Origin of the sequence: Candidatus Tumulicola sp. (assembly GCA_036490475.1) — a bacterium.
Lineage (GTDB): Bacteria > Vulcanimicrobiota > Vulcanimicrobiia > Vulcanimicrobiales > Vulcanimicrobiaceae > Tumulicola.
The window spans coordinates 24,800-51,031 of sequence record DASXDT010000001.1; the positions used below are offsets into that span (position 1 = coordinate 24,800).

General features: G+C 61.8%; 32 protein-coding genes. 11 read left to right on the forward strand and 21 right to left on the reverse strand.

What is annotated here, in order from left to right; translation table 11 throughout:
- Position 1 precedes the first annotated feature (1 nt).
- From rplC to VGF98_00225, 7 genes are all read right to left on the reverse strand, one after another.
- On the reverse strand, positions 2-649 hold the full coding sequence (gene rplC, locus VGF98_00195) for a 50S ribosomal protein L3 (GenBank protein ID HEY1680045.1): 648 nt from the start codon (positions 647-649) through the stop codon (positions 2-4).
- A gap of 513 nt (positions 650-1,162) precedes the next feature.
- Entirely contained in the window at positions 1,163-2,347 is a 1,185-nt protein-coding gene (locus VGF98_00200) for an acyl-CoA dehydrogenase family protein (GenBank protein HEY1680046.1), read from the reverse strand.
- Positions 2,344-3,330: an aldo/keto reductase gene (locus tag VGF98_00205; GenBank protein HEY1680047.1), complete on the reverse strand. Its 987-nt coding sequence runs from the start codon at positions 3,328-3,330 to the stop codon at positions 2,344-2,346. The genes VGF98_00200 and VGF98_00205 overlap by 4 nt, the downstream gene beginning before the upstream one ends.
- A gap of 25 nt (positions 3,331-3,355) precedes the next feature.
- Positions 3,356-3,781, reverse strand: a complete 426-nt coding sequence (locus VGF98_00210; protein HEY1680048.1) for a hypothetical protein — start codon at positions 3,779-3,781, stop codon at positions 3,356-3,358.
- A gap of 14 nt (positions 3,782-3,795) precedes the next feature.
- The gene (locus VGF98_00215) at positions 3,796-4,326 is read right to left on the reverse strand and encodes a chromate transporter (GenBank protein HEY1680049.1); all 531 of its coding nucleotides are present in this window, start codon (positions 4,324-4,326) and stop codon (positions 3,796-3,798) included.
- Between the two features lie 8 nt (positions 4,327-4,334).
- Positions 4,335-4,916, reverse strand: coding sequence for a chromate transporter (locus VGF98_00220; GenBank protein HEY1680050.1), 582 nt, complete (start codon positions 4,914-4,916; stop codon positions 4,335-4,337).
- Positions 4,906-5,349 carry an HIT domain-containing protein gene (locus VGF98_00225; protein ID HEY1680051.1) on the reverse strand — a complete coding sequence of 148 codons (444 nt, stop codon included), beginning with the start codon at positions 5,347-5,349 and terminating at the stop codon, positions 4,906-4,908. The genes VGF98_00220 and VGF98_00225 overlap by 11 nt, the downstream gene beginning before the upstream one ends.
- A gap of 103 nt (positions 5,350-5,452) precedes the next feature.
- Between VGF98_00225 and VGF98_00230 the strand changes: the two genes are divergently transcribed.
- Both VGF98_00230 and VGF98_00235 read left to right on the forward strand, forming a co-directional pair.
- Positions 5,453-5,890: a hypothetical protein gene (locus VGF98_00230; protein HEY1680052.1), complete on the forward strand. Its 438-nt coding sequence runs from the start codon at positions 5,453-5,455 to the stop codon at positions 5,888-5,890.
- Between the two features lie 79 nt (positions 5,891-5,969).
- On the forward strand, positions 5,970-6,359 hold the full coding sequence (locus VGF98_00235; GenBank protein ID HEY1680053.1) for a low affinity iron permease family protein: 390 nt from the start codon (positions 5,970-5,972) through the stop codon (positions 6,357-6,359).
- Between the two features lie 61 nt (positions 6,360-6,420).
- Here the strand turns inward: VGF98_00235 and VGF98_00240 are convergent, their stop codons facing one another.
- From VGF98_00240 to VGF98_00275, 8 genes are all read right to left on the reverse strand, one after another.
- Positions 6,421-6,660, reverse strand: a complete 240-nt coding sequence (locus tag VGF98_00240; GenBank protein HEY1680054.1) for a DUF5654 family protein — start codon at positions 6,658-6,660, stop codon at positions 6,421-6,423.
- 92 nt (positions 6,661-6,752) lie between these two features.
- Positions 6,753-7,061, reverse strand: a complete 309-nt coding sequence (gene rpsJ, locus VGF98_00245) for a 30S ribosomal protein S10 (GenBank protein HEY1680055.1) — start codon at positions 7,059-7,061, stop codon at positions 6,753-6,755.
- Positions 7,062-8,261, reverse strand: a complete 1,200-nt coding sequence (tuf, locus tag VGF98_00250; protein HEY1680056.1) for an elongation factor Tu — start codon at positions 8,259-8,261, stop codon at positions 7,062-7,064.
- Positions 8,262-8,380: 119 nt separating this feature from the next.
- Positions 8,381-10,480, reverse strand: a complete 2,100-nt coding sequence (gene fusA / locus VGF98_00255; protein HEY1680057.1) for an elongation factor G — start codon at positions 10,478-10,480, stop codon at positions 8,381-8,383.
- 22 nt (positions 10,481-10,502) lie between these two features.
- Complete coding sequence (rpsG, locus tag VGF98_00260) at positions 10,503-10,973, reverse strand: 30S ribosomal protein S7 (GenBank protein ID HEY1680058.1); 471 nt, start codon at positions 10,971-10,973, stop codon at positions 10,503-10,505.
- Positions 10,973-11,413: a 30S ribosomal protein S12 gene (gene rpsL / locus VGF98_00265; protein ID HEY1680059.1), complete on the reverse strand. Its 441-nt coding sequence runs from the start codon at positions 11,411-11,413 to the stop codon at positions 10,973-10,975. The genes rpsG and rpsL overlap by 1 nt, the downstream gene beginning before the upstream one ends.
- A gap of 152 nt (positions 11,414-11,565) precedes the next feature.
- On the reverse strand, positions 11,566-11,964 hold the full coding sequence (locus VGF98_00270; protein ID HEY1680060.1) for a GntR family transcriptional regulator: 399 nt from the start codon (positions 11,962-11,964) through the stop codon (positions 11,566-11,568).
- Complete coding sequence (locus tag VGF98_00275; GenBank protein HEY1680061.1) at positions 11,957-12,754, reverse strand: hypothetical protein; 798 nt, start codon at positions 12,752-12,754, stop codon at positions 11,957-11,959. The genes VGF98_00270 and VGF98_00275 overlap by 8 nt, the downstream gene beginning before the upstream one ends.
- 142 nt (positions 12,755-12,896) lie before the next feature.
- Here VGF98_00275 and VGF98_00280 point away from each other — a divergent pair, with 142 nt between their 5' ends.
- Genes VGF98_00280 through VGF98_00290 form a run of 3 tightly spaced genes read left to right on the forward strand, consistent with a single transcriptional unit; the run spans position 12,897 to position 15,200 of the window.
- Positions 12,897-14,144, forward strand: a complete 1,248-nt coding sequence (locus VGF98_00280; protein HEY1680062.1) for an acyltransferase — start codon at positions 12,897-12,899, stop codon at positions 14,142-14,144.
- Positions 14,057-14,518, forward strand: coding sequence for a prepilin-type N-terminal cleavage/methylation domain-containing protein (locus VGF98_00285; protein ID HEY1680063.1), 462 nt, complete (start codon positions 14,057-14,059; stop codon positions 14,516-14,518). The genes VGF98_00280 and VGF98_00285 overlap by 88 nt, the downstream gene beginning before the upstream one ends.
- 1 nt (position 14,519) lies before the next feature.
- The gene (locus tag VGF98_00290) at positions 14,520-15,200 is read left to right on the forward strand and encodes a hypothetical protein (protein HEY1680064.1); all 681 of its coding nucleotides are present in this window, start codon (positions 14,520-14,522) and stop codon (positions 15,198-15,200) included.
- Positions 15,201-15,206: 6 nt separating this feature from the next.
- Here the strand turns inward: VGF98_00290 and VGF98_00295 are convergent, their stop codons facing one another.
- Complete coding sequence (locus VGF98_00295) at positions 15,207-15,578, reverse strand: hypothetical protein (protein HEY1680065.1); 372 nt, start codon at positions 15,576-15,578, stop codon at positions 15,207-15,209.
- 121 nt (positions 15,579-15,699) lie between these two features.
- Between VGF98_00295 and VGF98_00300 the strand changes: the two genes are divergently transcribed.
- The 4 genes from VGF98_00300 to VGF98_00315 are packed head-to-tail and all read left to right on the forward strand — an operon-like array spanning position 15,700 to position 18,751.
- Positions 15,700-16,620 carry a DMT family transporter gene (locus tag VGF98_00300; GenBank protein HEY1680066.1) on the forward strand — a complete coding sequence of 307 codons (921 nt, stop codon included), beginning with the start codon at positions 15,700-15,702 and terminating at the stop codon, positions 16,618-16,620.
- 29 nt (positions 16,621-16,649) lie between these two features.
- The gene (locus tag VGF98_00305) at positions 16,650-16,844 is read left to right on the forward strand and encodes a DUF3311 domain-containing protein (GenBank protein ID HEY1680067.1); all 195 of its coding nucleotides are present in this window, start codon (positions 16,650-16,652) and stop codon (positions 16,842-16,844) included.
- 12 nt (positions 16,845-16,856) lie between these two features.
- Entirely contained in the window at positions 16,857-18,362 is a 1,506-nt protein-coding gene (locus VGF98_00310; GenBank protein ID HEY1680068.1) for a sodium:solute symporter, read from the forward strand.
- Positions 18,359-18,751, forward strand: coding sequence for a RidA family protein (locus VGF98_00315; protein ID HEY1680069.1), 393 nt, complete (start codon positions 18,359-18,361; stop codon positions 18,749-18,751). Before VGF98_00310 ends, VGF98_00315 begins: the two co-directional genes overlap by 4 nt.
- A 278-nt stretch (positions 18,752-19,029) precedes the next feature.
- Here VGF98_00315 and VGF98_00320 read toward each other — a convergent pair whose 3' ends face one another.
- From VGF98_00320 to VGF98_00340, 5 genes are read right to left on the reverse strand one after another with little or no spacing between them, the layout of a single operon-like run.
- The gene (locus VGF98_00320; protein ID HEY1680070.1) at positions 19,030-19,581 is read right to left on the reverse strand and encodes a hypothetical protein; all 552 of its coding nucleotides are present in this window, start codon (positions 19,579-19,581) and stop codon (positions 19,030-19,032) included.
- A gap of 9 nt (positions 19,582-19,590) precedes the next feature.
- Positions 19,591-21,192 (reverse strand): AMP-binding protein, encoded by a 1,602-nt coding sequence (locus VGF98_00325; GenBank protein ID HEY1680071.1) that lies wholly within the window; start codon positions 21,190-21,192, stop codon positions 19,591-19,593.
- 7 nt (positions 21,193-21,199) lie between these two features.
- Positions 21,200-22,339, reverse strand: a complete 1,140-nt coding sequence (locus VGF98_00330) for an acyl-CoA dehydrogenase family protein (GenBank protein ID HEY1680072.1) — start codon at positions 22,337-22,339, stop codon at positions 21,200-21,202.
- Positions 22,336-23,127 carry an enoyl-CoA hydratase family protein gene (locus VGF98_00335; protein HEY1680073.1) on the reverse strand — a complete coding sequence of 264 codons (792 nt, stop codon included), beginning with the start codon at positions 23,125-23,127 and terminating at the stop codon, positions 22,336-22,338. The genes VGF98_00330 and VGF98_00335 overlap by 4 nt, the downstream gene beginning before the upstream one ends.
- Positions 23,127-23,564 (reverse strand): hypothetical protein, encoded by a 438-nt coding sequence (locus VGF98_00340; protein HEY1680074.1) that lies wholly within the window; start codon positions 23,562-23,564, stop codon positions 23,127-23,129. The genes VGF98_00335 and VGF98_00340 overlap by 1 nt, the downstream gene beginning before the upstream one ends.
- 75 nt (positions 23,565-23,639) lie before the next feature.
- Between VGF98_00340 and VGF98_00345 the strand changes: the two genes are divergently transcribed.
- Both VGF98_00345 and VGF98_00350 read left to right on the forward strand, forming a co-directional pair.
- Complete coding sequence (locus tag VGF98_00345; GenBank protein ID HEY1680075.1) at positions 23,640-24,680, forward strand: hypothetical protein; 1,041 nt, start codon at positions 23,640-23,642, stop codon at positions 24,678-24,680.
- Entirely contained in the window at positions 24,614-26,194 is a 1,581-nt protein-coding gene (locus VGF98_00350; GenBank protein HEY1680076.1) for a glycosyltransferase family 39 protein, read from the forward strand. Before VGF98_00345 ends, VGF98_00350 begins: the two co-directional genes overlap by 67 nt.
- Positions 26,195-26,232: the final 38 nt, after the last annotated feature.

The window sequence follows — 26,232 nt, forward strand, 5'->3', positions numbered from 1 at the left end:
GCTACGCCCCCGCCGCCGGCGCGACCGGCCGGCTCTTGACGCTCTTGCGAACGATCACGAGGCCATTTTTGGCACCCGGAACCGGACCGCGAATCAACAGCAAGTTGCGCTCGCCATCGGCGCGGACGACTTCCAGATTCTGCGTCGTCGTGCGATCGACGCCGTAGTGTCCGGGACGCCGGCTACCCTTAACGGTACGACCGGCGTTGGTGTCGCCGTTCGAGCCGGGCTGGCGGTGGATCATCGAACCGTGGCTCGCGCCGCCGCCGCTGAAGTTGTGGCGCTTGATGCCGCCGGCAAAGCCGTGGCCCTTCGAGATGCCTACCACGTCGATGCGATCGCCGGCTGCGAACTCGGCGACCGTCACGGTCTGACCGGCTTCGACGCCGTCGATGTCGTCGCGAAACTCGCGCACGTAACGTGCCGGTTCGACGTTCTGCTTCTTAAAATGCCCAGCAAGGGCACGGGTTACGCGGCGCTTTTTACGCGTGCCGAACCCCAGAGCCACGGCATCGTACCCGTGCTTCTCTTTCGTCCGGCGTTCCACGACCGTGCAGGGACCGGCTTCGATCACCGTCACCGGGACATATCGCCCGTCGTCGGTGAAAACGCTCGTCATCCCAACCTTGCGGCCAAGGATGTTCTTCATACGTCCTCGTCCTGTTGAAATAAGGGGTGCTAGTACACGGGCCCAGGCGTATCGACTAGAACTTTCGACCGGCACACGCAAATAACCGCGGGCCGGCCTGGACCACAACCCGGAGAGTGTATCAGGCGCCGCGAGAGGCGTCAAGGGCGAGAGTCGGCAGCCATGATGCCCGGACTTCGATCCATAGAAACGCTAGGTGCGCGTTCGGTGGCTCGCTCGCTTGATTCCGATCCCGCACCGTGCCGGTAAGGGGCACAGAAGCACTGCAAAATTTGGACTAGACTTAGTCCGCTGGTTCACATTTTGGCGATCGCCAAACTCGTCCTCAATGCTGTTGTTCATGGCCGACGCCCCGTTTCGCGCTGTCCGAGCCGTCGCCAATACGCCAGACAGAGCCGGACCGAACGCCGAAGCGGCCCAAAAAGCCGCATCCACACGTTACCGATTTGTGAACGAGTGGACTAGACGTAGTCCGATTTCGCTACAGTCGAAAACGGGTGTGTGCCGCCCGGCCTACGTGAATGCGTCGAGACCGGTGATCTCTTTTCCGACGATGAGCGCGTGCATCTCCGTCGTGCCCTCGTAGGTGAGGACCGATTCGAGATTGTTCATGTGTCGGATCACCGGATACTCGAGGGTCACGCCGTTGGCGCCGAGGACGGTGCGGGCGGTGCGCGCGATCTGCAGCGCTTGGCGAACGTTGTTGAGTTTTCCGAAACTCACTTGCGAGGGATGCAACTGTTTGTCGTCTTTGCGCCGGCCGAGGTGCAATGCCAACAACGTGCCTTTGTTCAGCTCGAGCAGCATGTCGACCAGCTTTTCTTGCGTGAGCTGAAAGCCGCCGATCGGCCGGTCGAACTGCACGCGCGTCTTAGAATACTCCAGCGCGGTCTCGTAGCACGACCGCGCGGCGCCCATCGCGCCCCAGATGATCCCGTAGCGCGCTTCATTTAAACAGGCGAGCGGGCCGGAGAGACCGCGCGCCTTCGGGAGCAGCGCTTCGGCCGGCAGACGGCAGTCGTGCAGCACCAGTTCGCTCGTAACCGATGCGCGCAACGAAAGCTTGCGGTGGATATCGTTCGCGCTAAAGCCCTTGGTGCCGGCGGGAACGATGAATCCGCGGATGCCGTCGTCGGTCTGCGCCCAAACGATCGAAACATTGGCGATCGAACCATTGGTAATCCACATTTTGGTTCCGTCGAGGATCCAATCGGAACCGTCGCGGCGCGCGGACGTGCGCATTCCGCTAGGATTGCTGCCGAAGTCCGGCTCGGTCAAGCCGAAGCATCCGATGGCTTCGCCGCGAGCCATCGACGGCAGCCAGCGATTCTTCTGCTCTTCGCTGCCCCAGCGGTAGATCGCGTACATCGCAAGCGAGCCTTGAACCGAGGCAAAGCTGCGTACGCCCGAGTCGCCGGCTTCCAATTCCAAACAGGCGAGACCGTACGCCACCGCGCTCGCTCCAGGACAACCGTACCCGTCGAGGTGCATGCCCAGGACGCCCAACTCACCCAAGCCGCGCCCCAGATCCCGCGGCAAGGTGCCGCTCTCGAACCAGTCGGCGACGTTAGGGGTAATGCGGTCGCGTACGAACGCGCGGACGCTGTCGCGGATCAGGCGTTCTTCGTCGGAGAGCAGCCCCGAAATGCCAATGAAGTCGACGGCGTCGGGAGCGCTACGCGGGGTCGCTCCGCTCACCGGTTGACGAAGCTCATATCTTCGTAGCGGTCGCCGCTGGCGACGCCCGGCGGAAAGATGTCATCAAGCCACTGCAGTTCCTCATCGGTCAGTTGCACCGCAAGTGCGCCGACGTTCTCTTCTATATAGCGCACGCGTTTGGTGCCCGGTATCGGGACGACGTCGTCGCCCTGCGCCAAGAGCCACGCGAGCGCGATCTGCGAGGGGGCGCAGCCCTTTTTGGTTGCGAGCTGGCGAACCGCATCGACCAGTGTCAGATTCTTGGCAAAGTTGTCGCCGGTAAAACGCGGCGAGCTGCCGCGAAAGTCCCCGGGCCCAAAATCGCCCGCGCTCTTGATTTCGCCGGTGAGGAAGCCGCGGCCGAGCGGACTGTATGCCACGATTGCGGCGCCGCACTCGCGGAGCGCCTCTAACTGGCCGTTCTCTTCCAGATCGCGCGACCAGAGCGACCATTCGTTTTGGACCGCCGCGATGGGGTGCACGGCGTGCGCGCGGCGGACTGTCTCGGCCGAGGCCTCCGACAACCCGATGTAGCGCACCTTACCGGCTTCGACCAAGCGCGCCATCGCACCGATCGTTTCTTCGATCGGCGTAGACGTGTCGACGCGATGCTGGTAGTACAAGTCGATCGTGTCGACCTTCAGCCGGAACAACGACGCATGGCAGGCAGCGGAGACGTACGCGGCACTTCCGTCAATGCCGCGCTTTTGCGGATCGTTGGGATCGCGCACGATTCCAAATTTGGTTGCGATAAACACATCGTCGCGACGGCCCGCAATCGCCCGGCCTACCAGCTCTTCGTTGTCGCCGGTGCCGTACATATCGGCGGTATCGAGCATCGTAATGCCGAGGTCGAGCGCGCGGTGGATCGTGCGAATCGACTCCTCGTCGTCGCGCTGTCCGTAAAAATCGGACATGCCCATGCAGCCCAGCCCCAGTTCGGATACCAGGGGACCGGCCGTACCAAGTTGTCGTTGGTTCATCTACCTACCAATCGCCGGCGGGCGATTAGCGTTTCAGCACGCGCGCGAGTTTGTCGAACAACGCCTCGGTCGACCGCTCGAATTGGTCTTCGAAACGCCGCCAGAACAGCCGGCCATCCGTATCGGATAATTGCGCGTCGAACCTGTGGACCACCGTGGTCGTCTTACCTTCGGTCGTCACATAGAAACCGTGCACTCCGTCGATGCCTTCGTTTTGAATGCGCCATACGATGCGGTCTTCGGAAACGGCCTCTTGCAGGACGGCATGCACGCCCAGATGCCACTCTTCGGTTTTACCGACGGATAACGGGCCGGGCGAACGCATAAACGGCTGCGACGCAAACGGCCAAATTTGATCGCCAGACGTCCCCATTTCTTCTAAGAGATGGTAGATTCGCCGTTTCGTGCCGCTAAATTTACGCTCGCGGGCCTCATGAAGCTCGATGGGCATGCCCGCTCGCTTCGCTAACGTAGCGCAATTATCCCCACAACGCCCGACGCGACGATCAGCACCGGTGCGCTAAGCTTCGTGCGCAGCGTGAGCAACACGACAACGGCGGTGACGGCGTATGGCAAAATGCCGGCCGGGGTTCCGCGCGCGATCGTCAACACGCTCGACCATACCAACCCGACGATGGCCGGTGCCAAGCCACGCGCCAAGATCGGCCGCCACGGCGAGTTTGCGAAGCGATCCCAAGCAACGTCGGCTGCCATCATAATCGCGCTCGACGGAACGAACATGCCGACGGTCGCAACCGTCGCGCCGATCAACGGCGTCTTCGGCATCGCCGCATATCCGATCAGCGCGGCAAAAATCGTCGTCGGCCCCGGCACGAGCTTGCCGATCGTGTAAAACTGCGTGAACTGTGCCGACGTCACCCAGCGGTAGTTTTCGACCGCGTCGCGATGCATCTGCGGGATGATGCCTTTGCCGCCGCCGAAGCCTAAGACCGATAACTGTCCGAACGTCCATAGCAGATGGAGCGCCGTATGCATCGTACTGCTCACGGCGAGGCGGCCTGACGGCGAGAGCGCAGATATTCGTGCATGATGCCGATTCCGCCGAAAACGACTAGCACTAACAGCAACGGCATTTTGAAGAGCGACACGACCACCGCCGTGAGCGCCAGTAACAGCAACTTAATCCAGTCGTTGCGTTCGTCCCAGCTCAACTCCAACGCATTGGCCACCGTGAGCCCGAGCGCGCCGACGGCGCAGCCGCGCAGGCCGCCCCGGACGAACGGATTTTCTGAATACTTGAAGTAGAGGGCGCCTGCGACTAAGACGATGAGGAGCGGCGGAATGCTGGCGCCCAGAAAGGCTGCGATCGCTCCCGGCACGCCGCGCGCGCGCTGACCGCAAAAAATCGCGAGGTTGAGAATGTTTGGACCGGGCAACACTTGCGCCAACTCGAGGCCTTCCAAAAAGGCGTCTTTGTCCATCCAACCTTGCTTGACGACCTGCTGGCGGATCGACGCCTTTTGGCCGCCGCCGAACGACGTCGACGAAATCGCGGCAAAAACCAGCGCGACGCTGAGCAGCGTCGGCCGGACGGGCGGCGCCGGTGCGTCGTCGCTAGCCGGCATCCGGCAGCGGACCGTCGATCACCGGCGACGTGTGTTTTCCGGACAGGATGTGGATGTGCACGTGCTCGGTGTGCTGATATGGCGGCAGCACGCCCATCCGAACCGTAAAGCCTTTTTCGTACATTCCCATCTTGAGCGCGACTTTTTGAATGCCGGCGAGCAAACGGCTCCAGATGCGCGCGTCCCCTAAACCGAAATCCAGGAGCGTCGGTATCCATTTTTTCGGAATGATGACGACGTGGACTTCCCACCACTCGGGTTTGCTGCGATCGATGTTGTGGCGGAACGCGAAAACGTCGTCGTCTTCGTATACGACCTCATCGGCGCGGGCGCGCGTTCCGTCGAGCCGGCCGCGAAACGTGTGGTCGGGATCGGGCTTCTCCCACGTACGCTGTTCTGGGCCGCTGATGAGGTGCGAGATCCACTGCGTCATAAACGCTCCTTCAAAGTAAGCCGGCGCGAACGATCGGAGTTCGACGGCAAAACGTCCGTCCTTCCAGCAGGTCGCGCGGCCGTCACGCTCAAAGCGCGTGCGTATGGCCGACTTCAAAGACGGTAAATCCGTCGTTTCCCCGAGCGATATCCTAGCTGGGCCACCGGACTGGCCCAAGGAACCCAAATCTTGGGACAAGATCGTCGGCGACAGCGAGATCATCTTTGAAGATTCGCACGTCGTCGTGTTCCACGATCCGGTCGACGAAGACAATGAGTCGCCGCGTGAGGAGGCCGAGCTGCGCGCGACCTTGTTGTGCAAGAAGCACGTGCACAGCTTGATGGATCTGGGCGTCGCGGACGAGCAGCTGAGCGCCAAGATTCTGCACGGCATCCAACAAGCGGCGTACAGGCTTGGCTTGGAGGCAAAAGGATTCGAAGTCCGAGCACACGTGTATCCGCCGATGCAACACCGTCCCGAGTTAGCCTTTAAACTCCGTTCCGGCAAACCGCCCAAGAAAGGCGACGCCGCAGCGGGCTAACTCGTCCCGATTGGCCGTCGTCAGTCGGGCCACATAAAAAGTAAGAGGTCGCTCGAGTATCGCGAACCATCGTAGCCAGATGAAAAATGCATTTAGCGCGTTCGCGTCCGGCGTTAACCGGTTCGTTTCATCTCCGGCAGCGACCGGAGCCGCCTTTATCATCGTCCTCGTTTGGGCGCTTTTCGGGCCAATTACTCGTTATTCCGACGGCTGGCAGCTTCTCATCAATACCGGAACGACCATCGTCACGTTTCTTATGGTCTTCGTCCTTAATAACGCGCAGAGTCGCGATACCATAGCGATGAACGCAAAGCTCGACTCCCTTATTAGCGCGATTGAGAAAGCGGATAATCGGCTCATCGGGCTCGAGGCGCTACCGCCCAGCGAAGCCGAACAAATTACGGCGGAACTCCACCATCCGGAAAACGACGGAAGCGAGAGCCAAACACACCGCGAAAAGGACCGCTGATGCGGCGGGGAAGTCGGGGCCACACGGCTCTCGGGCGCCCCGACTCTCGCGAAAATAGCGGTTAGCGAACCTTCGGGCCGATATCTTTTTCGGCGAGTTTACCGAGTGCTTGCACCACGAAGATGGCCAGCAGCGTGACGAGCACTGCGTAGATTAGCTCGGCCAGCACACCGCTGCCGGGCTTGAGAAATAACGCGATGGTATCGCTGATAAACTTATTCCATGCGCCCGCGGCGATCAGGCCGAATGCCACCGTGGCCAGCGCGACCATTGTGCCCAGGTACGTCGGTTTGACTTCCACGTTGCCCTCCAAAGCATAAAACGACGGAGTGTTTTCCGTCGTTTTATGGGGAACGGCTTGGGCTGCCCTGCCGGGCGGCCGCTTGCGAACTCTTAGGCTTTGAGTTCGATGTCCACACCGGCCGGGAGATCGAGATGCATCAGCGCGTCCATCGTCTTGGGCGACGCTTGCAGAATGTCGATCAGCCGCTTGTGGGTGCGCATCTCGAAGTGCTCGCGCGATTTTTTGTCGTTGTTGGTGGAACGCTGCACGCAGAAACGATTGATTTCGGTTGGGAGCGGAACTGGACCGCTTACGAACGCACCGGTGCGCTTCGCCGTTTCGACGATGCGCTCTGCAGATTGGTCAAGCACGCGGTGGTCGTAAGCCTTTAACCGGATGCGAATCTTTTGTTTTGACATTTACTCCGAGACGCTGGTGACGACGCCGGCGCCGACGGTGCGGCCGCCTTCACGGATTGCAAAACGCAGTCCCTCTTCGCACGCGATCGGCGTGATCAGCTCGACGTCCATCTGGACGTTGTCGCCGGGCATCACCATTTCGACGCCGTCCGGCAGTTTGATCGTGCCGGTGACGTCGGTCGTGCGAAAGTAAAACTGCGGACGATAGTTGCCGAAGAACGGCGTGTGGCGGCCGCCCTCTTCTTTGGAGAGGACGTACACCTCGGCCTTAAACTTCTTATGCGGCTTGACCGAGCCAGGTTTGGCGAGCACCTGGCCGCGTTCGATGTCGTTGCGATCGACGCCGCGCAGGAGCACGCCGATGTTGTCGCCCGCGATGCCCGAATCGAGCAGCTTGCGGAACATTTCGATGCCCGTGACGACCGTTTTTCTCGTCTCTTCTTTGAGACCGACGATCTCGATTTCTTCACCGACTTTGACCTGTCCGCGCTCGACGCGTCCGGTACCGACGGTACCGCGTCCGGTGATCGTGAACACATCTTCGACCGGCATGAGGAACGGCTTGTCGATTTGGCGGACCGGATCCTGAATGAACTCGTCGACCGTGTCCATCAGTTGGAAGATCGGATCGGTTGTGCCGGCGCCACGCTTGCCATCCGACTGCAGCGCCTTGAGGGCCGAGCCACGGATGATCGGCGTGTTATCGCCGTCGAACTCGTACTGGCTCAGCAGCTCGCGAACTTCCATCTCGACCAATTCGAGCAGCTCTTCGTCCTCGACCAGATCGACCTTATTCAGGAAGACCACGATGCGGGGAACGCCGACTTGGCGCATAAGCAGAATGTGCTCGCGCGTTTGCGGCATCGGGCCATCGGTCGCCGCGACCACCAGGACCGCGCCGTCCATCTGGGCAGCGCCGGTGATCATGTTCTTGATGTAGTCGGCGTGACCGGGGCAATCGACGTGCGCGTAGTGACGCTTTTTGGTCTCGTACTCTTGGTGCGAGATAGCGATCGTAATGCCGCGCTCTTTTTCTTCGGGAGCGTTGTCGATCTCGTCGACGCCGCGAGCTGATGCCAGCCCCTCGGTTGCGAGACAGTGCGTGATCGCCGCCGTCAGCGTCGTCTTGCCATGGTCGACGTGTCCCGTCGTGCCGATGTTGACGTGAGGCTTATTGCGCTCGAACTTTGCCTTGGCCATTTTTTTCCTTACGCTTTATTGCGAGTTAACCGTTTACGTCACAAACGCCCTCGCGAAGAGAGCGCCATGACCTACGGAATATATCAAGAGGGCAGCGACCCTGTCAAACGGGGAAGCCCCTAGGCGGCGCCGGCCTTTTTGCCGGATGCCTTCGCGACGATCTCTTCTTCGACCGAGCGCGGCGCCTTTTCGTAGTGCGAGAACTCCATCGTGTAGGTCGCGCGCCCCTGCGTGGCGGACCGCATGTCGGTGGCGTACCCGAACATCTCCGAAAGCGGGATGTTAGCCAGGATGACTTGCACGCCTCCGGGCGCTTCCTCGGTGGACTGAATGACGCCGCGGCGCCGAATCAAGTCGCCGGTGATGCCGCCCATGTACTCCCGAGGGGTCGTGACTTCCACTTTCATCAACGGTTCGAGCAGAATCGGCCCGGCCGTGCGATTGGCTTCTTTCCAACCCATCGACCCGGCGATTTTGAACGCCATTTCCGACGAGTCCACATCATGGTACGAGCCATCGAACGCGGTGACCTTAAAGTCGAGCACCGGGTAGCCGGCCAGGATGCCGCTCTGTGACGACTCGCGGATGCCTTCCTGAACCGCCTTCGAGTACTCCTTGGGTACCTTGCCCCCGACGATCTTCCATTCAAAGATGAAGCCGGTGCCGGGCTCTTGCGGCTCGACCCGGAGCCAGATGTCGCCGTATTGACCTTTACCACCCGACTGCCGGACGAATTTGCCTTGCTTTTCGACCGTCTTCGTGATGGCTTCTTTGTATGCAACCTGCGGTTTGCCGACGTTGGCCTCGACTTTAAACTCGCGTCGCAGGCGGTCGAGAATGATTTCGAGGTGGAGCTCACCCATGCCGGCGATAATCGTCTGCTGGGTTTCTTCGTCGGTGCGCATGCGGAACGTCGGATCTTCTTGCGCCAAACGCGTTAGCGCGATGCCGAGTTTGTCCTGATCGCCCTTGGTCTTCGGCTCGATCGCTTGCGAAATGACCGGTTCGGGGAAGGTGATCGACTCGAGCGTGATCGGCGTTTTCTCATCGCAGAGCGTGTCGCCGGTACGCGTGTCGGTCAGACCGACCGCCGCGGCGATGTCGCCCGCGCCTATGCTATCGATATCTTCGCGATGGTTGGCGTGCATGCGCAAAATGCGCCCGATGCGTTCCTTGCGCCCGCTGCGCGAGTTCAGTACGTAGCTGCCCTTGTTCAACACACCGGAATACACCCGGAAATACGTCAAGTTGCCATACGGATCGGTCGCGATCTTGAACGCAAGCGCGCAGAACGGCTGCTCGTCGGACGCTTTGCGCGTCATCTCGTCGCCGGTCTTTGGATCTTTGCCGATAATGGGTTTGGCATCGATCGGCGACGGCATGTACTCGACGACGGCGTCGAGCAGCGGCTGTATGCCCTTGTTCTTGAATGCGGAACCGCACAGCATCGGCAGCACGCTGCCTTCGATCGTAGCGCGGCGCAACGCCGCCTTCATGCGATCGATCGGCAAGTCCTTACCGTCGAAAAACATCTCGAGCAGCTCGTCATCTTGTTCGGCGATCGCTTCGACCAGCGACTGGCGCCACTTGAGCGCGACCTCACGCAGCTCGCCGGTGACTTCTTCTTCGGAGTCCATGGTCGAACCGAGATCGTCGGTGTAGACGGTCTTTTTCATCGTGAATAAGTCGACGATTCCCTGGAAGTTGTCCTCGGCGCCGATCGGCACTTGAATCGGGACGGCGCGACCGCCCAGACGTTCGCGAATCTTGTCGACGACGTTGAAGAAGTCGGCGCCCATGCGATCCATCTTGTTGACGAAGATGATGCGCGGAACCTTATACTTATTGGCTTGGCGCCAGACCGTTTCCGACTGGGGCTGCACCGCGGCAACCGAATCGAACAGCGCGACTAAACCATCGAGCACGCGCAGCGAGCGCTCGACTTCTACGGTAAAATCGACGTGTCCGGGCGTATCGATGATGTTAATACGCGTGTCGCGCCACGTCGTCGCCGTTGCGGCCGACGTGATCGTGATACCGCGTTCTTGTTCTTGCACCATCCAGTCCATCGTGGCGGCGCCGTCGTGGACTTCGCCGATCTTGTGGACGCGGCCGGTGTAGAACAGAATACGTTCGGTACAGGTCGTTTTGCCGGCATCGATGTGCGCGGCAATGCCGATGTTCCTCGTTCGTTCGAGGGGAAAATCCCTTGTTGCCATGGTGTTTGGTGTGTTTTACGTTTTACCAGCGATAGTGTGCGAAGGCTTTGTTGGCCTCCGCCATTTTGTGCGTGTCTTCGCGCTTCTTGATCGTCGCGCCGGTATTGTTGGACGCGTCGAGCAGTTCGTTCGCGAGTTTTTCTTCCATCGAGCGGCCGGCGCGCGAGCGGGCGAACCCGATCAGCCAGCGCATGGCCATCGCTTGACGGCGGTCCGGACGGACTTCCATCGGAACTTGGTAGGTTGCGCCGCCGACGCGCCGCGGACGAACTTCGACCAACGGCATCGCGTTGGAAAGCGCCTGCGAAAACACGTCCATCGGGTCGCGTCCGGTTTTCTCGGACACGATGGTGAGCGCGGCATACGTAATGTTCTCGGCAGTCGACTTCTTGCCGCGCAGCATCACTTTGTTGATGAACCGTGCGAGGACTTTCGAATTGAACTTTCCGTCGGGCAGAATCTGCCGTTTGACTGCGGGCCCTTTACGCGGCATTACTTCTTCACCGTTCGCTTGGCGCCGTACTTCGAACGGCCTTGCTTGCGGTTTGCGGTCCCGGCGGTGTCGAGGGTTCCGCGGATGATGTGGTAGCGAACGCCCGGCAAATCTTTCACGCGGCCGCCGCGCACGAGCACGACCGAATGCTCTTGCAGGTTGTGGCCGATGCCCGGGATGTATGCCGTGACTTCTTCACCGTTGGTCAAACGGACGCGAGCGACTTTGCGCAGCGCGGAGTTCGGCTTCTTGGGCGTGACGGTTTTGACTTGGGTGCAAACGCCGCGGCGCTGCGGATTGCCGGCCACTTCGAACTGACGCGTCGGTAGATCCGGATGCCCCGGCTTGGGACCGGTCAGGATGACTCGGAACGCGCGGGTCTTGACCTTTTTCTCGGTTTTTTCGCGACCGCGGCGAACCAGCTGATTGATAGTGGGCAAAATCGCTCCCTAACACAGTAAAACACGGCCTCCACCCCAAGACCGAAGCCTCGGGAAACCTCGGGAGCGCCCCCGGCACCGCGCCGGGACCCCGAGTGGGGCCGAACCTCGGCAGTCTACCACGAGCGCGGCGGAAGCGTCAACGAGCGGCGCTAGGATGCGCCGTCCGTGGCACGTGTAATTTCGCCGGCAATTTCGGCCGCACTAAAGCCGCGCTGGCGTAGGCCGCGCACGAAACGCTCGGCCGCTTCTTGCAAGCCTTCGCGCCGGTCGGCCCGCGCCGACTCGGGTGCCCGATCGGCGACGCGGGTTCCGCGCCGGCCCTCGCTGACGATCCATCCCTCGGCTTGCATATCGGTGTAGGCGCGCGCCACCGTGTTGGGAGCGATCCGCAAATCGCCGGCCAGTTGGCGAACCGTCGGCAGCAGTGCGCCGGCCGCCAGCGTTCCCGATTCGATCGCGCCGCGTAACTGTTCGGCAATCTGGCGATACGGTGGCGTCTCGAGCCGTTCATCGACGTAGAGAAACGGCTCGTGGTTCGCGTCAGGCAATGTCCCGCTCGAACTTTACTGCCGAGCGCCGGGCGATTACGAAGGCCCCCAGGACGGCGGCGAGCAGAGCAGCTTCGGCGATCCATGACGCCACATCGCTCGACCGGCGATAAGAGTCCGCGACGAAAGGGATACTGGAAGCGACCAGAGCGGTCGCCGGCGCGCAGGCCAACGTGGCCATATTGGTCACGCGTAGCACGCGCAGACGCTCGTCGACCGCATACTCCATCTTCGGATCGTCACCAAGTAGGAGCGCACGACCGGCCGCGATTTGCCAGGCGATCCAAGCGAGAATCGCAGTAGCGACCGCGATCACGATCACGACGAGCGGATGCATTCCCGGAGAGGCAAGGACGACACCCGTGAACGCCGCGCCCACGGTCAAGTACAGGAACGGCGGTATTGCCTGCAACGGCGAGCGCGGGACCAGCGCTGCAGCTCTGCGGTGAACGGCACGGCGCATTCCACTGAAGCAGATGAGTTCCGAAGCCGCCAGGCCCAAACAAAACAGCGCGTAGGGAATCGCAAACGGGACGGCCGGGATGAGTTCGACGATCGCCAGCAAGATGGCAAGGATCCCGACCGAACGCCGCCACGGAACCGCGCTGCCTTCTGCCGCGCGGCGAGCCGCCAGCGTGCGTTCGAGCCGCGCGACTTGGTCCGGCGTCAACCCCTCCGGCGTGCGAAAAAAGCAAGTCGCTCCGGCGCCCCACCACCCAAGGCTGCGTCGCACGAGTATGGCGATGCCCGCCCCGGCCAAAAGCGCCGCCCAAATCAAGCGCAGCAGCATTTCGCGTTCGTACAAAGGAAGATGATGAATCATTGTATCAACACGTTAATACAAACGGAACTTTGTGTCAAGCATCTGGTACAAAAGCGAAGGGCCGGCTTCAGCGAAGGGCCGGCTTTGAGGAACGGGTAAGCCGGGCTCCGTGGCGGCAAGCGGCGACTTCGTCGAACCCCGGCGACTCGGCGTTCTGGACGGTTTACGCGGCCTAGCCGTGCTCTTGGTGCTGTGGTACCACGTGTGGGAGATTTCGTTTCTTCCATCCCCCGTCGCGTGGTTGCAGTTCGTTCCGGAAACGGGCTTCATCGGCGTCACCCTTTTCTTCTATCTGAGCGGCTTCGTGATCGCGTATCCGTTCGTACGCGAATGGCTGGCAGGCGGTCCGCCGCAACGTTGGGGCGAGTTCGCGTGGCGCCGCTTTATCAAGATCGTGCCGTCGTACGTGTTGTTCATCGGCATCGCGTACGCGCTTGGATACGCGCAAAAACAGCCGGGAGCGTGGGCTCCGGCCGACATCCTGACGCATCTGCTGTTCGTGCATACGTGGTTTCCGCAAACGTACGGAACCATCAGCGGCGTGTTGTGGACGCTAGCGGTGGAAGTCGAGTTTTATTGCATTTTCCCGCTGGTGTGGTGGTGCTTCCGGCGCAATCCTTGGCTGACCACTGCCGGTGCCGTGCTGATCGCCGCCGTGTGGCGGGCGTGGCTGGCGCACTGCTGCATGCAAACCTGGTTCGGCGAGTACTCTGAAAACTTGCCCGGATATCTCGACATCTTTTTGTTCGGATCGATCAGCGCGTATGCGTACGTGCGTTTCGGCCCGTTGCGTTCGCGCGCCGGCAGCCTCGTAAGTGCGGTAGCCGGGTTGGCCGGCGCGGCGTGGCTGGTCGTTTTGTTGCAAAGCTTGTACGCCTACCGGCTCGCAGATCAGTGGGCCGGCGTGTGGCAGATCGATCGCCGGCCGATGTTGGGCGCGGCCTTTTCGGTGTTGGCGTTGGGTTTTTTGTGGGCGCCCCGGTGGTGGCAGTTGCTACTCGATAATCCGCCGCTGCGCTTTTTAGCGACGATATCCTACAACCTATATCTCTATCACCAAATGCTGGCGCGCGAACTGTTGGCGTGGCGCATTCCGCCCTACGTCGGCGCCGCGAATTACGATCCGGTCTGGCAACCGCAGTTTACGGCGATCGCGTTTGCGAGCACCATTGCGCAGGCAACGATCGTGACGTTCGGATTCGAACGTCCGTTGTTACGCGTGCGGCCGCCGTGGGCGCGTACGAAACGCGACGGGGCACTCGCATCGTCGTGCGACTCGAACGACAACGCGCAAACACCCTCATCGAAGTCGCCGTCGCGATCGCCGTCATCGCCATTGCCGCCGGCGCCGCCCTAAGCGCGTTTCTTGCGATCGGGCGGCATCGCATCGAACGCGATCGCCGCGAAGCGCTCGAAGCCTGCGTGCGTCGCGAACTCAGCACGGCGGTCGACATCGTGAAATACAGCGGAGGATCGATCGTTCCGGCGAGCGTCGCCACCTCGCTCCCGATGCCGGGCGGCTCTCCGCTGGCGGCGGTGGTCTCACTGGCGACTCACCGAGCCGGCGGGGCGTGGCAGATCGACGTGTCGGTGCAAGCTTCCGGCGGGACGCCAGACGGCGGTGCGTCGCAACGTGCCGAGCTGCGAGCGACCGTTGCGGCCCAAGCGCCGGTGCCCGGTTCGGAGTTGCCGCGCAACGGGCTCGTGCCGGCGCCGCCCGGGGCGCCGTAACGTGCTGCTGCGTGCGTTGTTCGCAATCGGGCTGATGTGCGCGCTGCTCGAGCCGGCCGTTCGTGCGGCCGCGGGCGGCGCGGTGGCGGCGCTGCACGCGCGGGCCGCGATAGCGGCCGGCGACGAAACCGGGTTCGCGGTGGCGCGGGCGCGTTTCACATTGGCTCGATGGGTCGCCGCAGGGAACGACGCGGGCGCCGCACTTCCGCCCAACGCGCAGCTCAGCGCGCAATGCGTGGTGCGGAACGGCGATCATTGCGCGATTCAAAGCGAGGCGACGATAGCGTGGAGTACGCCGGGCGCGCCGCGCGCGACTCCGTGTCCGAACGAGTCGTGCACGGCATACGATCAAGCCAATGACGACGTGAGCGAAGGGCGCGTTGAAGCCGCCGTGGTTGTAACGGCGGTCGAGGCCGGCGGAGTAGCACTAGCGACGCGGACGACACGCGTACGCTTTCGCACTTGGCGCGTCGCACCGTATGCCGCGTTAGACGGGCGGGGCGACGGCACGTTCTCACCGGATTTCGAAGATGCCGGTGACGACGGCGGCGCAACCGATGGGACGGGAACCTTGGCGACGACCGTTTACCGCAACGCGGTTACAGGGGCGACGATTCCCGCCAACGTTTGGCGCCAGCGTATTGCTCCGGCGGCCACCGCTCCCTTGCGGTGGTCGCCGTGAGGCGCTTTACAGTTTGAAGATGCTCTTCGTCAAACCGGCGAAAACGGGGACTTCAACTTCTTTGCCTTGGAAACCGGTGACGAACGTCCAGATCCACAGCACGAACCAAATCAAGCCGAGGACCATCGTTAGCGGCACCGCGAGCGCCCATAGATGGATCAGCCCGAAGATGAAATCGATCGCGAACAAGAGCACGATGTAGGCGCCCCAAATCACGATCGACTGCGCGGCCGACCATTTGGCGAACCGGTTGGTTCCACCGCCGAGGAACATGACGATTCCGCCGATGATTCCCAGCAGATAGGCTAAGCCCGCGGCGACGTTGGGCGCTAAGCCAAACGGTCCATCAGTGGCGGGAGGCGGTGAGGAAACTGACATTGCACGGCCCTTTCATAAGTGGTGACGGTCGGTCGGTTGCAATGAACCCCTGGCTTGGCTTTCGTACGTCCTCCCTCCTACCTTAAAAGCGCTGCGTCCTCGGCTGACGAACGCAAAGGCAGTGCGTTCACGTACGCTCGTGTATGCGGGCCTGCTCTATGTTGCCGTCTGTTGGGGACTCAACGTGGTGCTGGTCAAGGCCGCAATCGACCGATTAGACCCGCTCGTATTCACCGGATTGCGCTTCGTCGCGATGACGCCGTTGGTTTTTGGGCTGGTCGCCGCCACCGGACAACGCGTGCGGTTGCGACGGCGCGACGTGCCGTTGCTGGTAGCGTGCGCGGCATGCGGATATGGCGCGTATCAATACTTCTGGATCTTCGGACTAGCGAATACGAGCGCGTTCGCGTCCTCGCTGCTCGGCGCGCTCGCACCGGTGTTCACGCTGCTCATCGTCGCACTCACCGGTGCGGAGCGCGTTACGACGGGTCGCTGGATCGGCGCCGCCATCGCCCTCGCCGGTGTCGCAGTGTTTGAAGGAGCCTTTGCGGGTCATGCCACGTTTCGGCTCGGCGACGCATTGACGCTGTTATCGTCGCTGTCGTTTGCCGGCTATAACGTGTTGACGGCGCGACTGGTCGGCCGCTATCCGCCGATCGTGCTAGTCGCGATAACGATGACGATCGGAATGTTGATGATCGCGCCCGTCGGCGCGGCGCGCCTGCCGCACGTCGACCTATCGCATCTGGGCTGGGCCGTCTGGGGACCGTTCGCATTCGCCGTCGTGTTCCCAATCGTGCTGACGTGGCCGGTGTGGAACTACGGCATCGCCCAAATCGGCGCCGCGCGCGCCGGAATGTTTGGTTTTCTCGTGCCGATCGTGGCCGGCTTCGCGAGCGTCTGGATTTTAGGGTCGCACTTGGAACCGCATCAAATCGCGGGCGCAGCGATTTGCTTGGCCGGGATGGCGATCGCGATGCTGCTCGGACGCCTTTCTATCGCCGGCATTTGGTCGGAGCGTTCTTCACCGCTCGAAAGGTAGCGTTCGGCGGCGCGCACAACAGGCCGCGGATGCGAAGCGCGCGCGCGTGGTATGCGCTGCTGCTGTTACCGTTCGTGGGCACGCTGCTGCCCTTTTTGTATAACCATCCGAGTCCGGTGCTGTTCGGGCTGCCGTTCTTTTACTGGTATCAGCTGTCGTGGGTTGTGATTACGTCGCTGCTGTTGGGCGTGGTGGCATTCGTGACTCGCAGCCGAGATGTGTAGCGTTGCTTAGTCATGTCTAGCGCTGCTTTTGTGATGCTCGGCCTAGCGGCCGTGGTCACGGTGCTCGGGTTCGTAGCGGCGCGCTGGGGTTCGCCTAATCTGCAGAGTCTCGATGAATGGGCGCTGGGCGGACGCAGGTTCGGCACGATCGTGTCGTGGTTTCTGCTCGGCGGCGACCTGTATACCGCGTACACGTTCATCGCCGTTCCTGCGCTGGTATATGGCGTGGGAGCATTGGGGTTTTTTGCGGTGCCGTATGCTACGGTTGCGTACCCGATTGCGCTCGTCGTGCTGGTACGTTTTTGGGGCATAGCGCGGTCGCGCGGCTATGTGACGAGCGCCGATTTCGTGCGCGACCGTTTCGGCTATCGCCCGCTGGAGGTTGCGGTGGCGCTCACCGGGGTGGTGGCCGCAATGCCGTACATCGCCTTGCAGTTGATCGGCATGCGAGCGGCTTTCGAGCAACTGGGCGGCGTATTTGCGGCGTACCACGGCTTGCCCGCGCTGACGGTAGCTTTTGCGCTATTGGCTGCGTACACATATACAAGCGGCTTACGCGCGCCGGCGCTGATCGCGTTCGTGAAAGACACGTTGATTTATGTGACCGTGATTGCGGCGATCGTTGTGATTCCTTCGCGGTTGGGTGGTTGGTCGCACATCTTTGCGGTCTCTGCATCCGTGTTAGCATCGAGGCCGAAACCGGGATCGATCTTTCTGGCGCCGTCGCAGTATTTTACCTACGCGACGATGGCATTTGGTTCGGCCTTGTCGTTGTTCATCTATCCGCATTCGATCACCAGCGTGTTGGCGGCCAAAAGCCAGGAAGTGATCCGGCGGAATATGGCACTGCTGCCGATTTATTCGTTGTTGTTGGGGCTGCTCGCGTTGCTCGGATATTGCGCGATCGCGGCCGGCATTCACGTTAAGCCCTCGCAGACGAGCAGCGTCGTGCCTTTGCTGTTCGCGCGATTCTTTCCGGATTGGTTCGCGGGCGTGGCCTTCGCTGCGATCGCGATCGGAGCGCTCGTGCCGGCCGCGATCATGTGCATCGGTGCGGCCAATTTGTTTGCGAGCAACGTCTTCCGCGAGTTCTCGCCGGAGCGCAATCCGGTGGAGACGCTGATCGCGCGTCGGTTAACGTTGGCGATGTGCGCTTGTGGCTTGCTGCTGATCTTCTTCCTTCCCGTGCCGTATGCGATCGACTTTCAGTTGTTGGGCGGATCGGTGATGTTGCAGATCTTCCCGTCCTTCGTTTTGGGGCTGTGGACGCGCTGGTTCGAGCCGCGCGCGCTGCTGGCCGGATGGGCCTGCGGAATCGCCTCGAGCTGCGCGATGGCGTATGCCGCCGGCTTTAGCTCGAATTTTACCGTTGTGGTGTTTGGGCACTCGGTGACCGGATTTATCGCATTGTACGCGCTGACGGTCAATCTGTTGGTGAGCGCAGCTGTAACCTTGGTTTTGCGTGGAATGGGGACGCACGCCGGGATAGACCGCACGACCGCAGGAGATTACACGTGAGCGATTTGGTTTTACCCGAAGGTTGGCCGCGCCCGAGTGGCTACGCGCAGGGCGTCGTGGCTTCGGGTCGCGTTTTGGCGATTTCCGGCCAGATCGGCTGGAACGAACGGAACGAGCTGGTTGGTCCGGCATTTCTCGAACAGGCGCTGCAGGCGCTGCGTAACGTCGTTGCGATCGTTCGCGCGGCCGGGGGCGGGCCCGAGCATCTGATGCGGCTGACATGGTATGTGGTCGATTGCGCTGAGTATCGCGAGGCGACGCAGGCGTTGGGTGCTGGCTACCGCGAGATTATTGGTTCGAACTATCCGGCGATGACGCTGGTGCAGGTTGCGGCACTGCTGGAGGAAGGCGCTCGAGTTGAGATCGAGGCGACGGCGGTGCTGCCCTAACGCGGCGGCGCTGCGTGACACCCCGATTTCGGACTGTAGGGAATTCGAACTACGTCTAGTCCACTCGCTCACATAACTATTACGCAAACTTAACCGTTTTTGCGTCGGTTTTGACTCCAAACGGTTCGCCGTCAGGTCTCACTTGCCGAGAATTAGGGACGAGCGCGACGATCACTCGCGTTTCGAGCCGAAAAACGCGTTACCAAAACGTGAACTGGTGGACGTAGTCTAGTCCGAATTCCCGACAATGCTAAACATGGGCGGCGGGGTCTATTTTCCTAGGATCGCGTGGTATACAAACACCAGCAATAATTCGCGGTTCCAATTCGCGACGCGGATATCTCGTTATATCCGTGTATAACATCGACGATATCGCTGGGCTTGACTTCGGGAGGATATTCCGGGAAGTCCACAGCGTTCCCAGTGAGCACCGGAATTCGCCGCCCGTCGCGCAAGATCAGCGCGAACGATGTTCCGCCCATCGAGGTCTCGCCGCCGCGATACAGCTTATTGGCAAGTAGCGCCGGCAATCGTGAGGGCGATGAAAAAATACGCTTAACGCGTGATATCGAGAACAAGCTCTTGCAAGGGTCATCTAAGGGCCAGACGCCCCAATGTTTGTGCCAACTAAACGCCTCAGCGAAGTACACGCGATCGATGAGTTGCCCGCTTTCAACTTCGACACAGCAGGGTCGATACACCAGCTCGCCGTCGCGCGATGGCTCAACGGCGAGAATCTCTTGGAGAAGCCTCCCTTCGAGCACGGGGATGCGCGCTGTGCTGCCGGTTGACTTGCTGCTCCGAACCTCGACATATTGCTGTTTCAGCATCGCGATCGATCAGCGGTCGCGCAGTTTGTAGCGCTGGACCTTTCCAGTTTCGGTGCGCGGGAGTTCGCTGACGAACTCGATCTCGCGCGGCGCTTTGAACGGCGCTATGCGGGCGATGCAAAAGGCGCGCAGCTCGTCCGCTTTGTCCGGCGAGGCTTCCGCGGGATCAGCCAACACGACGAAGGCCTTTACGAGCTGCGTCTCCTTCACTTCGTCGCGTTTACCGACGACGGCGACTTCTTTTACGCCGTCGTGAGCCAGGAGTGCTTGTTCGACTTCCGGTCCGGAAATATTGTAGCCGGCCGAAACGATCATGTCGTCGGTGCGCGCGACGTACCACAAATATCCCTCGTCATCCATGCGATAGGCGTCGCCCGGGTAGTTCCAGCCGTTTCGAACGTAGGTGCTTTGGCGCTCGTCGGCCAGATATTTACAGCCGGTCGGGCCTTTGACGGCGAGCCGTCCGACGGTGCCATTTGGAACGCGGTTGCCATCATCGTCGTGCACTTCGGCTACGTAGCCGGGCACGGCGCGTCCGGTGCAACCGGCTCGAACTTCCGGCGCGGGCGACCCGACAAAGATGTGCAGCATTTCGGTGCTTCCGATCCCGTCGAGGATGCGAATTCCGGTCGCCGCATGCCATGCTTCCCACACGGGCTTGGGAAGGGTCTCGCCGGCCGAGACGCAGCGTCGTAAAGACGAAAGATTGCGCTGCGGCGCATGTGCGGTCATCGCGCGGTAGGCGATCGGCGCGGTGAACAACGTCGTGACGCCGTACGTTTCGATCGCGTCCAATAACTCGGTAGCGCCGGCCTTTTCTATCAATAACGTGGCGGCGCCGGCATATAACGGAAACAACAGATGTCCGCCCAGCCCGAACGTAAACGCCATTGGAGCGCTTCCGCAAAACAGGTCGTTCGCATCGGGCTGCAAGACGTGTGCGCCATAGGAATCGCACGTCGCAAGGATGTCGCGATGAAAGTGCATCGCGGCCTTCGGCTTGCCGGTGGTTCCCGATGTAAACGCGATCAACGCGACGTCTTCGGCGGCAGTTTCGACGTTGTCGAAACGATCCGAGGCGCGCCGCATGAGCATTTCGACCTCTTCATCCGGGCCGCCGAAAAATGCAATCGTGAGATCGTCGATGCCTTCGGCTGCGGTCACGAGCTCGTCTTGCAGGCGCCGATCGCACAACGCTAGTTTGACGTGGGCCGTATCGATCATCACGCGCAGCTCGGTGCTTCGATAGAGCGGCATGGTCGTTAGCACGACGCCGCCGGCTTTCAAAACGGCGAACCAGCAGGCCGCGAGCATCGGTGTATTGGGCGCGCGAAGCAGCACGCGATTGCCGGGAACGAGGCCGAAATCGTCGACCAGCACATTCGCGATTCGGTTCACCGTGGACAACAACTCGGTGTACGTCCACGTTCCAGCAGGCGAAACCACGCAACGGCGATCGCCGCGTCCAGCGGCAACGTGGCTGTCGAGTAACGCGTCAACGCAATTCAGGCGCTCGGGATAGCGCATCTCCGGAAGGTCGAAGCGCTGCTCCGGCATCATTTCGCGCGGCGGCAGGCGATCCTCGGCAAACGTATCGACGTGGGCGGTCACCCGCATCTTAGGCTTCGAGCACGCTGCGTGCGATGACCAGCTGCTGCACTTCACTGGCGCCTTCGTAAATGCGCAAGGCGCGCACGTCGCGATACAAGCGCTCGACGATCGAACCGCGCGTCACACCTAACCCTCCGAAGAGTTGGACGGCGCGGTCGCAAATGCGCGAGGCGGCTTCGGTCGCGAACCATTTGGCCATCGCGGCCTCTCGGGTGATGCGCGCCGCGCCGTTGTCCTTTGTCCAGGCAGCACGGTAGATCAACAGCGATGCGGCATCGAGTTCGGTCGCCATGTGCGCCAGCGACGACTGCGTGAGTTGCAATGCCCCCAACGGCGCCCCGAACAACTTACGTTCGCGTGCGTGAACGACGCTCTCGTCGAAGGCGCGGCGCGCCATACCGACGGCGGCCGCACCAACCGTACTGCGAAAAACGTCGAGGGTCGCCATGGCTATTTTGAATCCGTCGCCTTCGGCGCCGATCCGCGCACGTTCGGGAACGCGAACGCCACGAAACGACACCGCAGCCAACGGATGCGGCGCGATCGTCTCAATCGGTTCGCCCGGTTCGACGCCCGGCGTTTCGGCATCGACCGCGAAGGCGGATAGGCCCCTGGCACCCGGACCGCCGGTGCGCGCGAAGACCAGGTACACGCCGGCCAGTCCAGCGTTTGAAATCCACATTTTTTCGCCGTCGATCGCGTACCCGTCACCATCACGGACCGCGACCGTTTGTAGGGCTGCAACGTCGGATCCAGCCTCACGTTCGGAAAGCGCGAACGCTGGAATCAGTTCTCCAGTCGCGACGCGGCCGAGATAGCGCGCGCGCTGCTCGGCATTTCCGAACAACGAAACGGGTCCGATGCCGAGGCCCTGCATTGCGAACGCAAAATCGCCCAACGCGGAACGATAGCCGAGATGCTCGCGCGCGACACACAACGTACGGACGTCGACGGATTTACCATCATTCGGCACGCAGCAGCGCAGCAATCCGGCCGCACCCAGCGCGCGAACCCAGGCCGTGCACGTTTCAGCCGGGCGCGCTTCGTCGTCTTCGATTTCGACGTCTCGTGCGAAGGCTGCAACGCGTTCGGCGAAGGCACGATGTTCGTCGCCGAAAAAGGGCCAGTCGTAACGCCCGGCGCTCATCGGCCTTTCCACTCCGGCGCTCGCTTTTCGATAAACGCGTCGTATGCCTCGCGAAAATCCGCCGTTTCCATGCAGCGCGCCTGCGCACGAGCTTCGGAATCGATTGCATCGTTCAGCGGCATCGACCACTCTTCCAACAACATGTGTTTGGTGACGCCGTGCGCGAAGGTCGGGCCGGCAGCGATGCTGCGGGCCAGCGTCACGGCTCGCTGGAGGACGTCGCCGGGTTCGCACAGTTCGTTGTAAAAACCCCAAGCAGCGGCCTCGGCTCCGCCCAGCGTCCTGCCGGTATACAGCAGTTCTGACGCGCGGCCGAGACCGACGATGCGCGGCAAGATCGCGCACGCGCCCATATCGCAGCCGGCCAACCCGACGCGCACGAACAGGAATGCGACGCGCGACCGCTCGGTACCGAATCGCATGTCCGACGCCATCGCCAGAATCGCGCCCGCGCCGACGCACACGCCGTCGACCGCGGCAACGATCGGCTGCGGACAGGCTCGCATGGCTTTGACGACATCGCCGGTAAGCTGCGTGAACTCGAGCAATTCTTGCGGGGATTGGGTGGTGAGCGGTCCGATGATGTCGCGTACGTCGCCACCCGAGCAAAAGTTGCCGCCCGCTCCGGCGAGCACGATCGCGTGGACGGTTTCGTCGGTCGCGAAGTCTGTAAATCGCGCCAACAGTTCGCGATAGAGATCGAAGGTGAGCGGGTTCTTGCGCTCGGGACCGTTGAGCGTGAGCGTCGCGACGCCATGTTCGACCGCAACGTCGAGTCTGGTCTGCATCAGCGAATCACTAGCGGGAGATCGCGTTCGAAACTGTCGCCGGCGCTGTTGTGGGCGATGACGCGCAACGCATACGGCCGAATAAAGATCGGTGCGACGTCGAGAACGTCGACCGCGAACGCAAAGCGGCCGAAACCGACGCGCGGGACGTCGATAGAAAATAAGTTCGTACGAACCTCCACGCTGGCGACGTTCGTGCCGCCGACGAATGCACCGGACCAGCGCGTGCCGCGGCGGACGTCGAGCGTCGAAAAATACATTTTGGTGAGACGCGGAGGTGCTCGGTCGGGTAGCACGTTCGGCGCGGGTAGTGTCGGTGTTCCGCCGATTTGCACGCCCGGCGGTACGGACGGCATGCGCGAAACGCAACCTTGCAGCAGGGCGACGCCGAGCGCGACGGCGACGATCGACCAACGGGCGCTCCAAGCAACGGCCATTACCGGCAAGGTCTACGAACCGGCCGTCCATTTCCTTCAAAGGTCGCCCCCGCCCGCGCGCGTAACGGCTTACGGATGCAGCGCCAGGCGGTACCCCGCAGCGTGGTCTTCGATTACGCAGTCGCGGTGTGCTGTCTTTGGATTGCCTACGGCTTTTTTGTCGATGCGTGGGCGCACGGTCACGTTCCGATCGAAACGTTCTTTACTCCATATCACGCCACGTTTTATTTAGGAATGGTTGCGGTAGTAACCGTAATGGCGACCTTCGCCGTCCGCAATCATCGAGCCGGATATGCCTGGTCCGAATCACTGCCGCGCGCATATCGCTTGGCCGCTATTGGAATTCCGTTTTTCTTTATCGCTGGATTGGGCGACATGATCTGGCACTCGCTGCTCGGCCTCGAGGAGGGCGTCGATGCCTTGCTGAGCCCGACGCATCAGCTCATTGGGTTGAGCATCTTCTTCGTTTCTTCCGGCCCGATCCGCAGCGTCCTCGCCGACCGGCGCCACGCGCGCGATTACGCTCGGCAGTTTCCGCTGGTCATCGGTTTGGCGACCTGGCTGGTGCTGGTGCATTTCGGGACGGCCTACGCGTTCGATCCGGCAGCCGGTCGAACCAACGCACCGCCGCCGATCGTTCCGTTCGCGCCAACGTACCTGACGGCGCTCGGGATCGGTTACTATAAAGTGTCGGTCGGCGTGCTCATCGTCATCGCGCAAAGCACGATCGTGGCCGGTTTTGCATTATGGCTGGTGTCGCGCGTTCGCACCGGTCCGGGCTGGATCACCGCGATGTTCGTTCTCGGCAACGCACCCGCCGCGGCTGCGTTCACCAACCACACGTGGCTCTTGGCGACGACGGTGTTGCAGTCGCTCGTCGCCGGTGGATTGGCCGATCTTGCCGTCGCGCGTTGGCATCCCCGGCCGGAACGGCCGGCGGCCTTCACCCGCTTCGCAGTGTTGGTGCCGGTAACGTACATCGGCGTTTATGTATTGACGACCCTGGCGACCGACGGCGTGTGGTGGGATTGGAACGTCGCGCTGGGGGCGTGGATTTGGTCGGGCGTCTGCGGATACGCACTGAGTCTACTGGTTCGAGCGCGCCGGGCAGCCTAATCGCCGCGGTTGCAGCAGCCGCGGCGTTAGTGCTGCACGGTTCGACGTCCGGGCGATACGGGTATTTTCGCGACGAACTGTACTTCATCGCCTGCGCGAAGCATTTGGCATGGGGGTACGTCGATCAGCCGCCGCTCGTTGCAGTCGCCGCATGGCTATCCGGGCCGGCAAGCTACTCGCTGTTCGCATTGCGTGCGTTTCCCGCGCTTGCAGCCGCATTGACGGCGGCGATGGCCGTCGCAATCGTCGCAGAACTGGGCGGCGGACGTTTCGCCCGCGCGCTGGCCGCGGTCGCTACGATACTCACGCCGGCGTACCTCTTGCTCGGCAACGTGTTGACGACGACGTCGCTCGAGCCGTTGTCTTGGACCTTGGCGCTCTACTGTGCGATTCGCATCGTGCGCGGCGGCGGAGCGCGATGGTGGATCGCGGCGGCCGGTGCGGTCGCATTCGGAGCGTACGGCAAATACTCGATTGGGCTGCCGGTCGCAGCGATGTTGGTCTCGGTGTTGTTTTTTCCCGAACGGCAGCGATTGCGGACGCCGTTGGCTCTGTTATCCGGAGCGCTGTGCCTGGTCGCGATTGCGCCGAATCTTTTGTGGCAAGCCGGACACGGCTGGCCGTTCGTCGATGTCGTGCGCGAGGACGCTTTGCATCGACCGGCGCTCGCTACCGGCTTATTTTTGGAATCGGCGGACGTGCTCCGCAATGCGTGGTCGTTCGCCGTCGAACAACTCGTCTACACGAACCCGCCGGCGGCGTTGGTATGGCTAGCCGGAATCGCCGCGCCGTTCCGCATTCGCTCGTTGCGCGACATACGTTTCGTGCCGGTCGCATATTGTTTGACCTTCGTCGTGGCCGTAGCGCTCTCGGCAAAAGGCTACTATATCATCGGTTTCTATGCGACGCTGCTGGCGATCGGCGCGGTGGCGATCGAACGTTTGGCGGCAGGTTGGCGGGTAACGCTGCTCGGCGCGGTCGCGGTCGTCGGGATCGTCGCGATGCCGTTGTCGTTGCCGGTGTTGCCGGCCGGCGGACTCGTTCTGTATACGCAAGCCTTCGCTTTGACCGGAACTGGCGGTAGTGCGGCGCATCTGATTCAGCCGGTGTTTGCGGAAGAGTTTGGCTGGCATCGACTGGCGTCCGACGTCGCTTCGGTCTATCGATCGCTTCCTGCAGCAGACCGTGCGCGCGCCGCCGTGTATGCCGATACGTATGCCGATGCCGGAGCGCTGGACTTTTTCGGGCCGGGGTTTGGGTTGCCGCCGGCGATTTCGAGTCAGAACTCATACTATCTGTGGGGCACGCGCGGCTACGGCGGGAGCGTTTTAGTGGCGGTCGGGGCGTCGCGCATCGATTTGTTACGACGTTTTTATCGCGACGTTCGTTTAGTGCGCACTTCAGACGAGCCGTATCGCTGGATCGTCGAAGGGCCGTCGCCGATCTATATTTGCCGCGACCCGATCGCGCCGCTTTCGGTTATTTGGCCGAGCTTACGCTGGTACGGAGCGTGACCGTAGCGATATAGCACGAAGCAGCAGCCGTAGCGTTG

What these genes read in the sequence shown, in the direction of transcription:
- VGF98_00275 (HEY1680061.1), bottom strand. Translation starts at nt 12,754, where the DNA reads ATGCTGCTGCGCTTGATTTGGGCGGCGCTTTTGGCCGGGGCGGGCATC.
- VGF98_00320 (HEY1680070.1), bottom strand. Translation starts at nt 19,581, where the DNA reads ATGCTGAAACAGCAATATGTCGAGGTTCGGAGCAGCAAGTCAACCGGC.
- VGF98_00225 (HEY1680051.1), bottom strand. Translation starts at nt 5,349, where the DNA reads ATGACGCAGTGGATCTCGCACCTCATCAGCGGCCCAGAACAGCGTACG.
- rplC (HEY1680045.1), bottom strand. Translation starts at nt 649, where the DNA reads ATGAAGAACATCCTTGGCCGCAAGGTTGGGATGACGAGCGTTTTCACC.
- VGF98_00335 (HEY1680073.1), bottom strand. Translation starts at nt 23,127, where the DNA reads ATGCAGACCAGACTCGACGTTGCGGTCGAACATGGCGTCGCGACGCTC.
- fusA (HEY1680057.1), bottom strand. Translation starts at nt 10,480, where the DNA reads ATGGCAACAAGGGATTTTCCCCTCGAACGAACGAGGAACATCGGCATT.
- VGF98_00345 (HEY1680075.1), top strand. Translation starts at nt 23,640, where the DNA reads ATGCAGCGCCAGGCGGTACCCCGCAGCGTGGTCTTCGATTACGCAGTC.
- VGF98_00215 (HEY1680049.1), bottom strand. Translation starts at nt 4,326, where the DNA reads ATGCATACGGCGCTCCATCTGCTATGGACGTTCGGACAGTTATCGGTC.
- rpsG (HEY1680058.1), bottom strand. Translation starts at nt 10,973, where the DNA reads ATGCCGCGTAAAGGGCCCGCAGTCAAACGGCAGATTCTGCCCGACGGA.
- VGF98_00305 (HEY1680067.1), top strand. Translation starts at nt 16,650, where the DNA reads ATGCGAAGCGCGCGCGCGTGGTATGCGCTGCTGCTGTTACCGTTCGTG.
- VGF98_00205 (HEY1680047.1), bottom strand. Translation starts at nt 3,330, where the DNA reads ATGAACCAACGACAACTTGGTACGGCCGGTCCCCTGGTATCCGAACTG.
- VGF98_00330 (HEY1680072.1), bottom strand. Translation starts at nt 22,339, where the DNA reads ATGAGCGCCGGGCGTTACGACTGGCCCTTTTTCGGCGACGAACATCGT.
- tuf (HEY1680056.1), bottom strand. Translation starts at nt 8,261, where the DNA reads ATGGCCAAGGCAAAGTTCGAGCGCAATAAGCCTCACGTCAACATCGGC.
- VGF98_00230 (HEY1680052.1), top strand. Translation starts at nt 5,453, where the DNA reads ATGGCCGACTTCAAAGACGGTAAATCCGTCGTTTCCCCGAGCGATATC.
- VGF98_00310 (HEY1680068.1), top strand. Translation starts at nt 16,857, where the DNA reads ATGTCTAGCGCTGCTTTTGTGATGCTCGGCCTAGCGGCCGTGGTCACG.
- VGF98_00210 (HEY1680048.1), bottom strand. Translation starts at nt 3,781, where the DNA reads ATGCCCATCGAGCTTCATGAGGCCCGCGAGCGTAAATTTAGCGGCACG.
- rpsJ (HEY1680055.1), bottom strand. Translation starts at nt 7,061, where the DNA reads ATGTCAAAACAAAAGATTCGCATCCGGTTAAAGGCTTACGACCACCGC.
- VGF98_00235 (HEY1680053.1), top strand. Translation starts at nt 5,970, where the DNA reads ATGAAAAATGCATTTAGCGCGTTCGCGTCCGGCGTTAACCGGTTCGTT.
- VGF98_00220 (HEY1680050.1), bottom strand. Translation starts at nt 4,916, where the DNA reads ATGCCGGCTAGCGACGACGCACCGGCGCCGCCCGTCCGGCCGACGCTG.
- VGF98_00295 (HEY1680065.1), bottom strand. Translation starts at nt 15,578, where the DNA reads ATGTCAGTTTCCTCACCGCCTCCCGCCACTGATGGACCGTTTGGCTTA.
- VGF98_00340 (HEY1680074.1), bottom strand. Translation starts at nt 23,564, where the DNA reads ATGGCCGTTGCTTGGAGCGCCCGTTGGTCGATCGTCGCCGTCGCGCTC.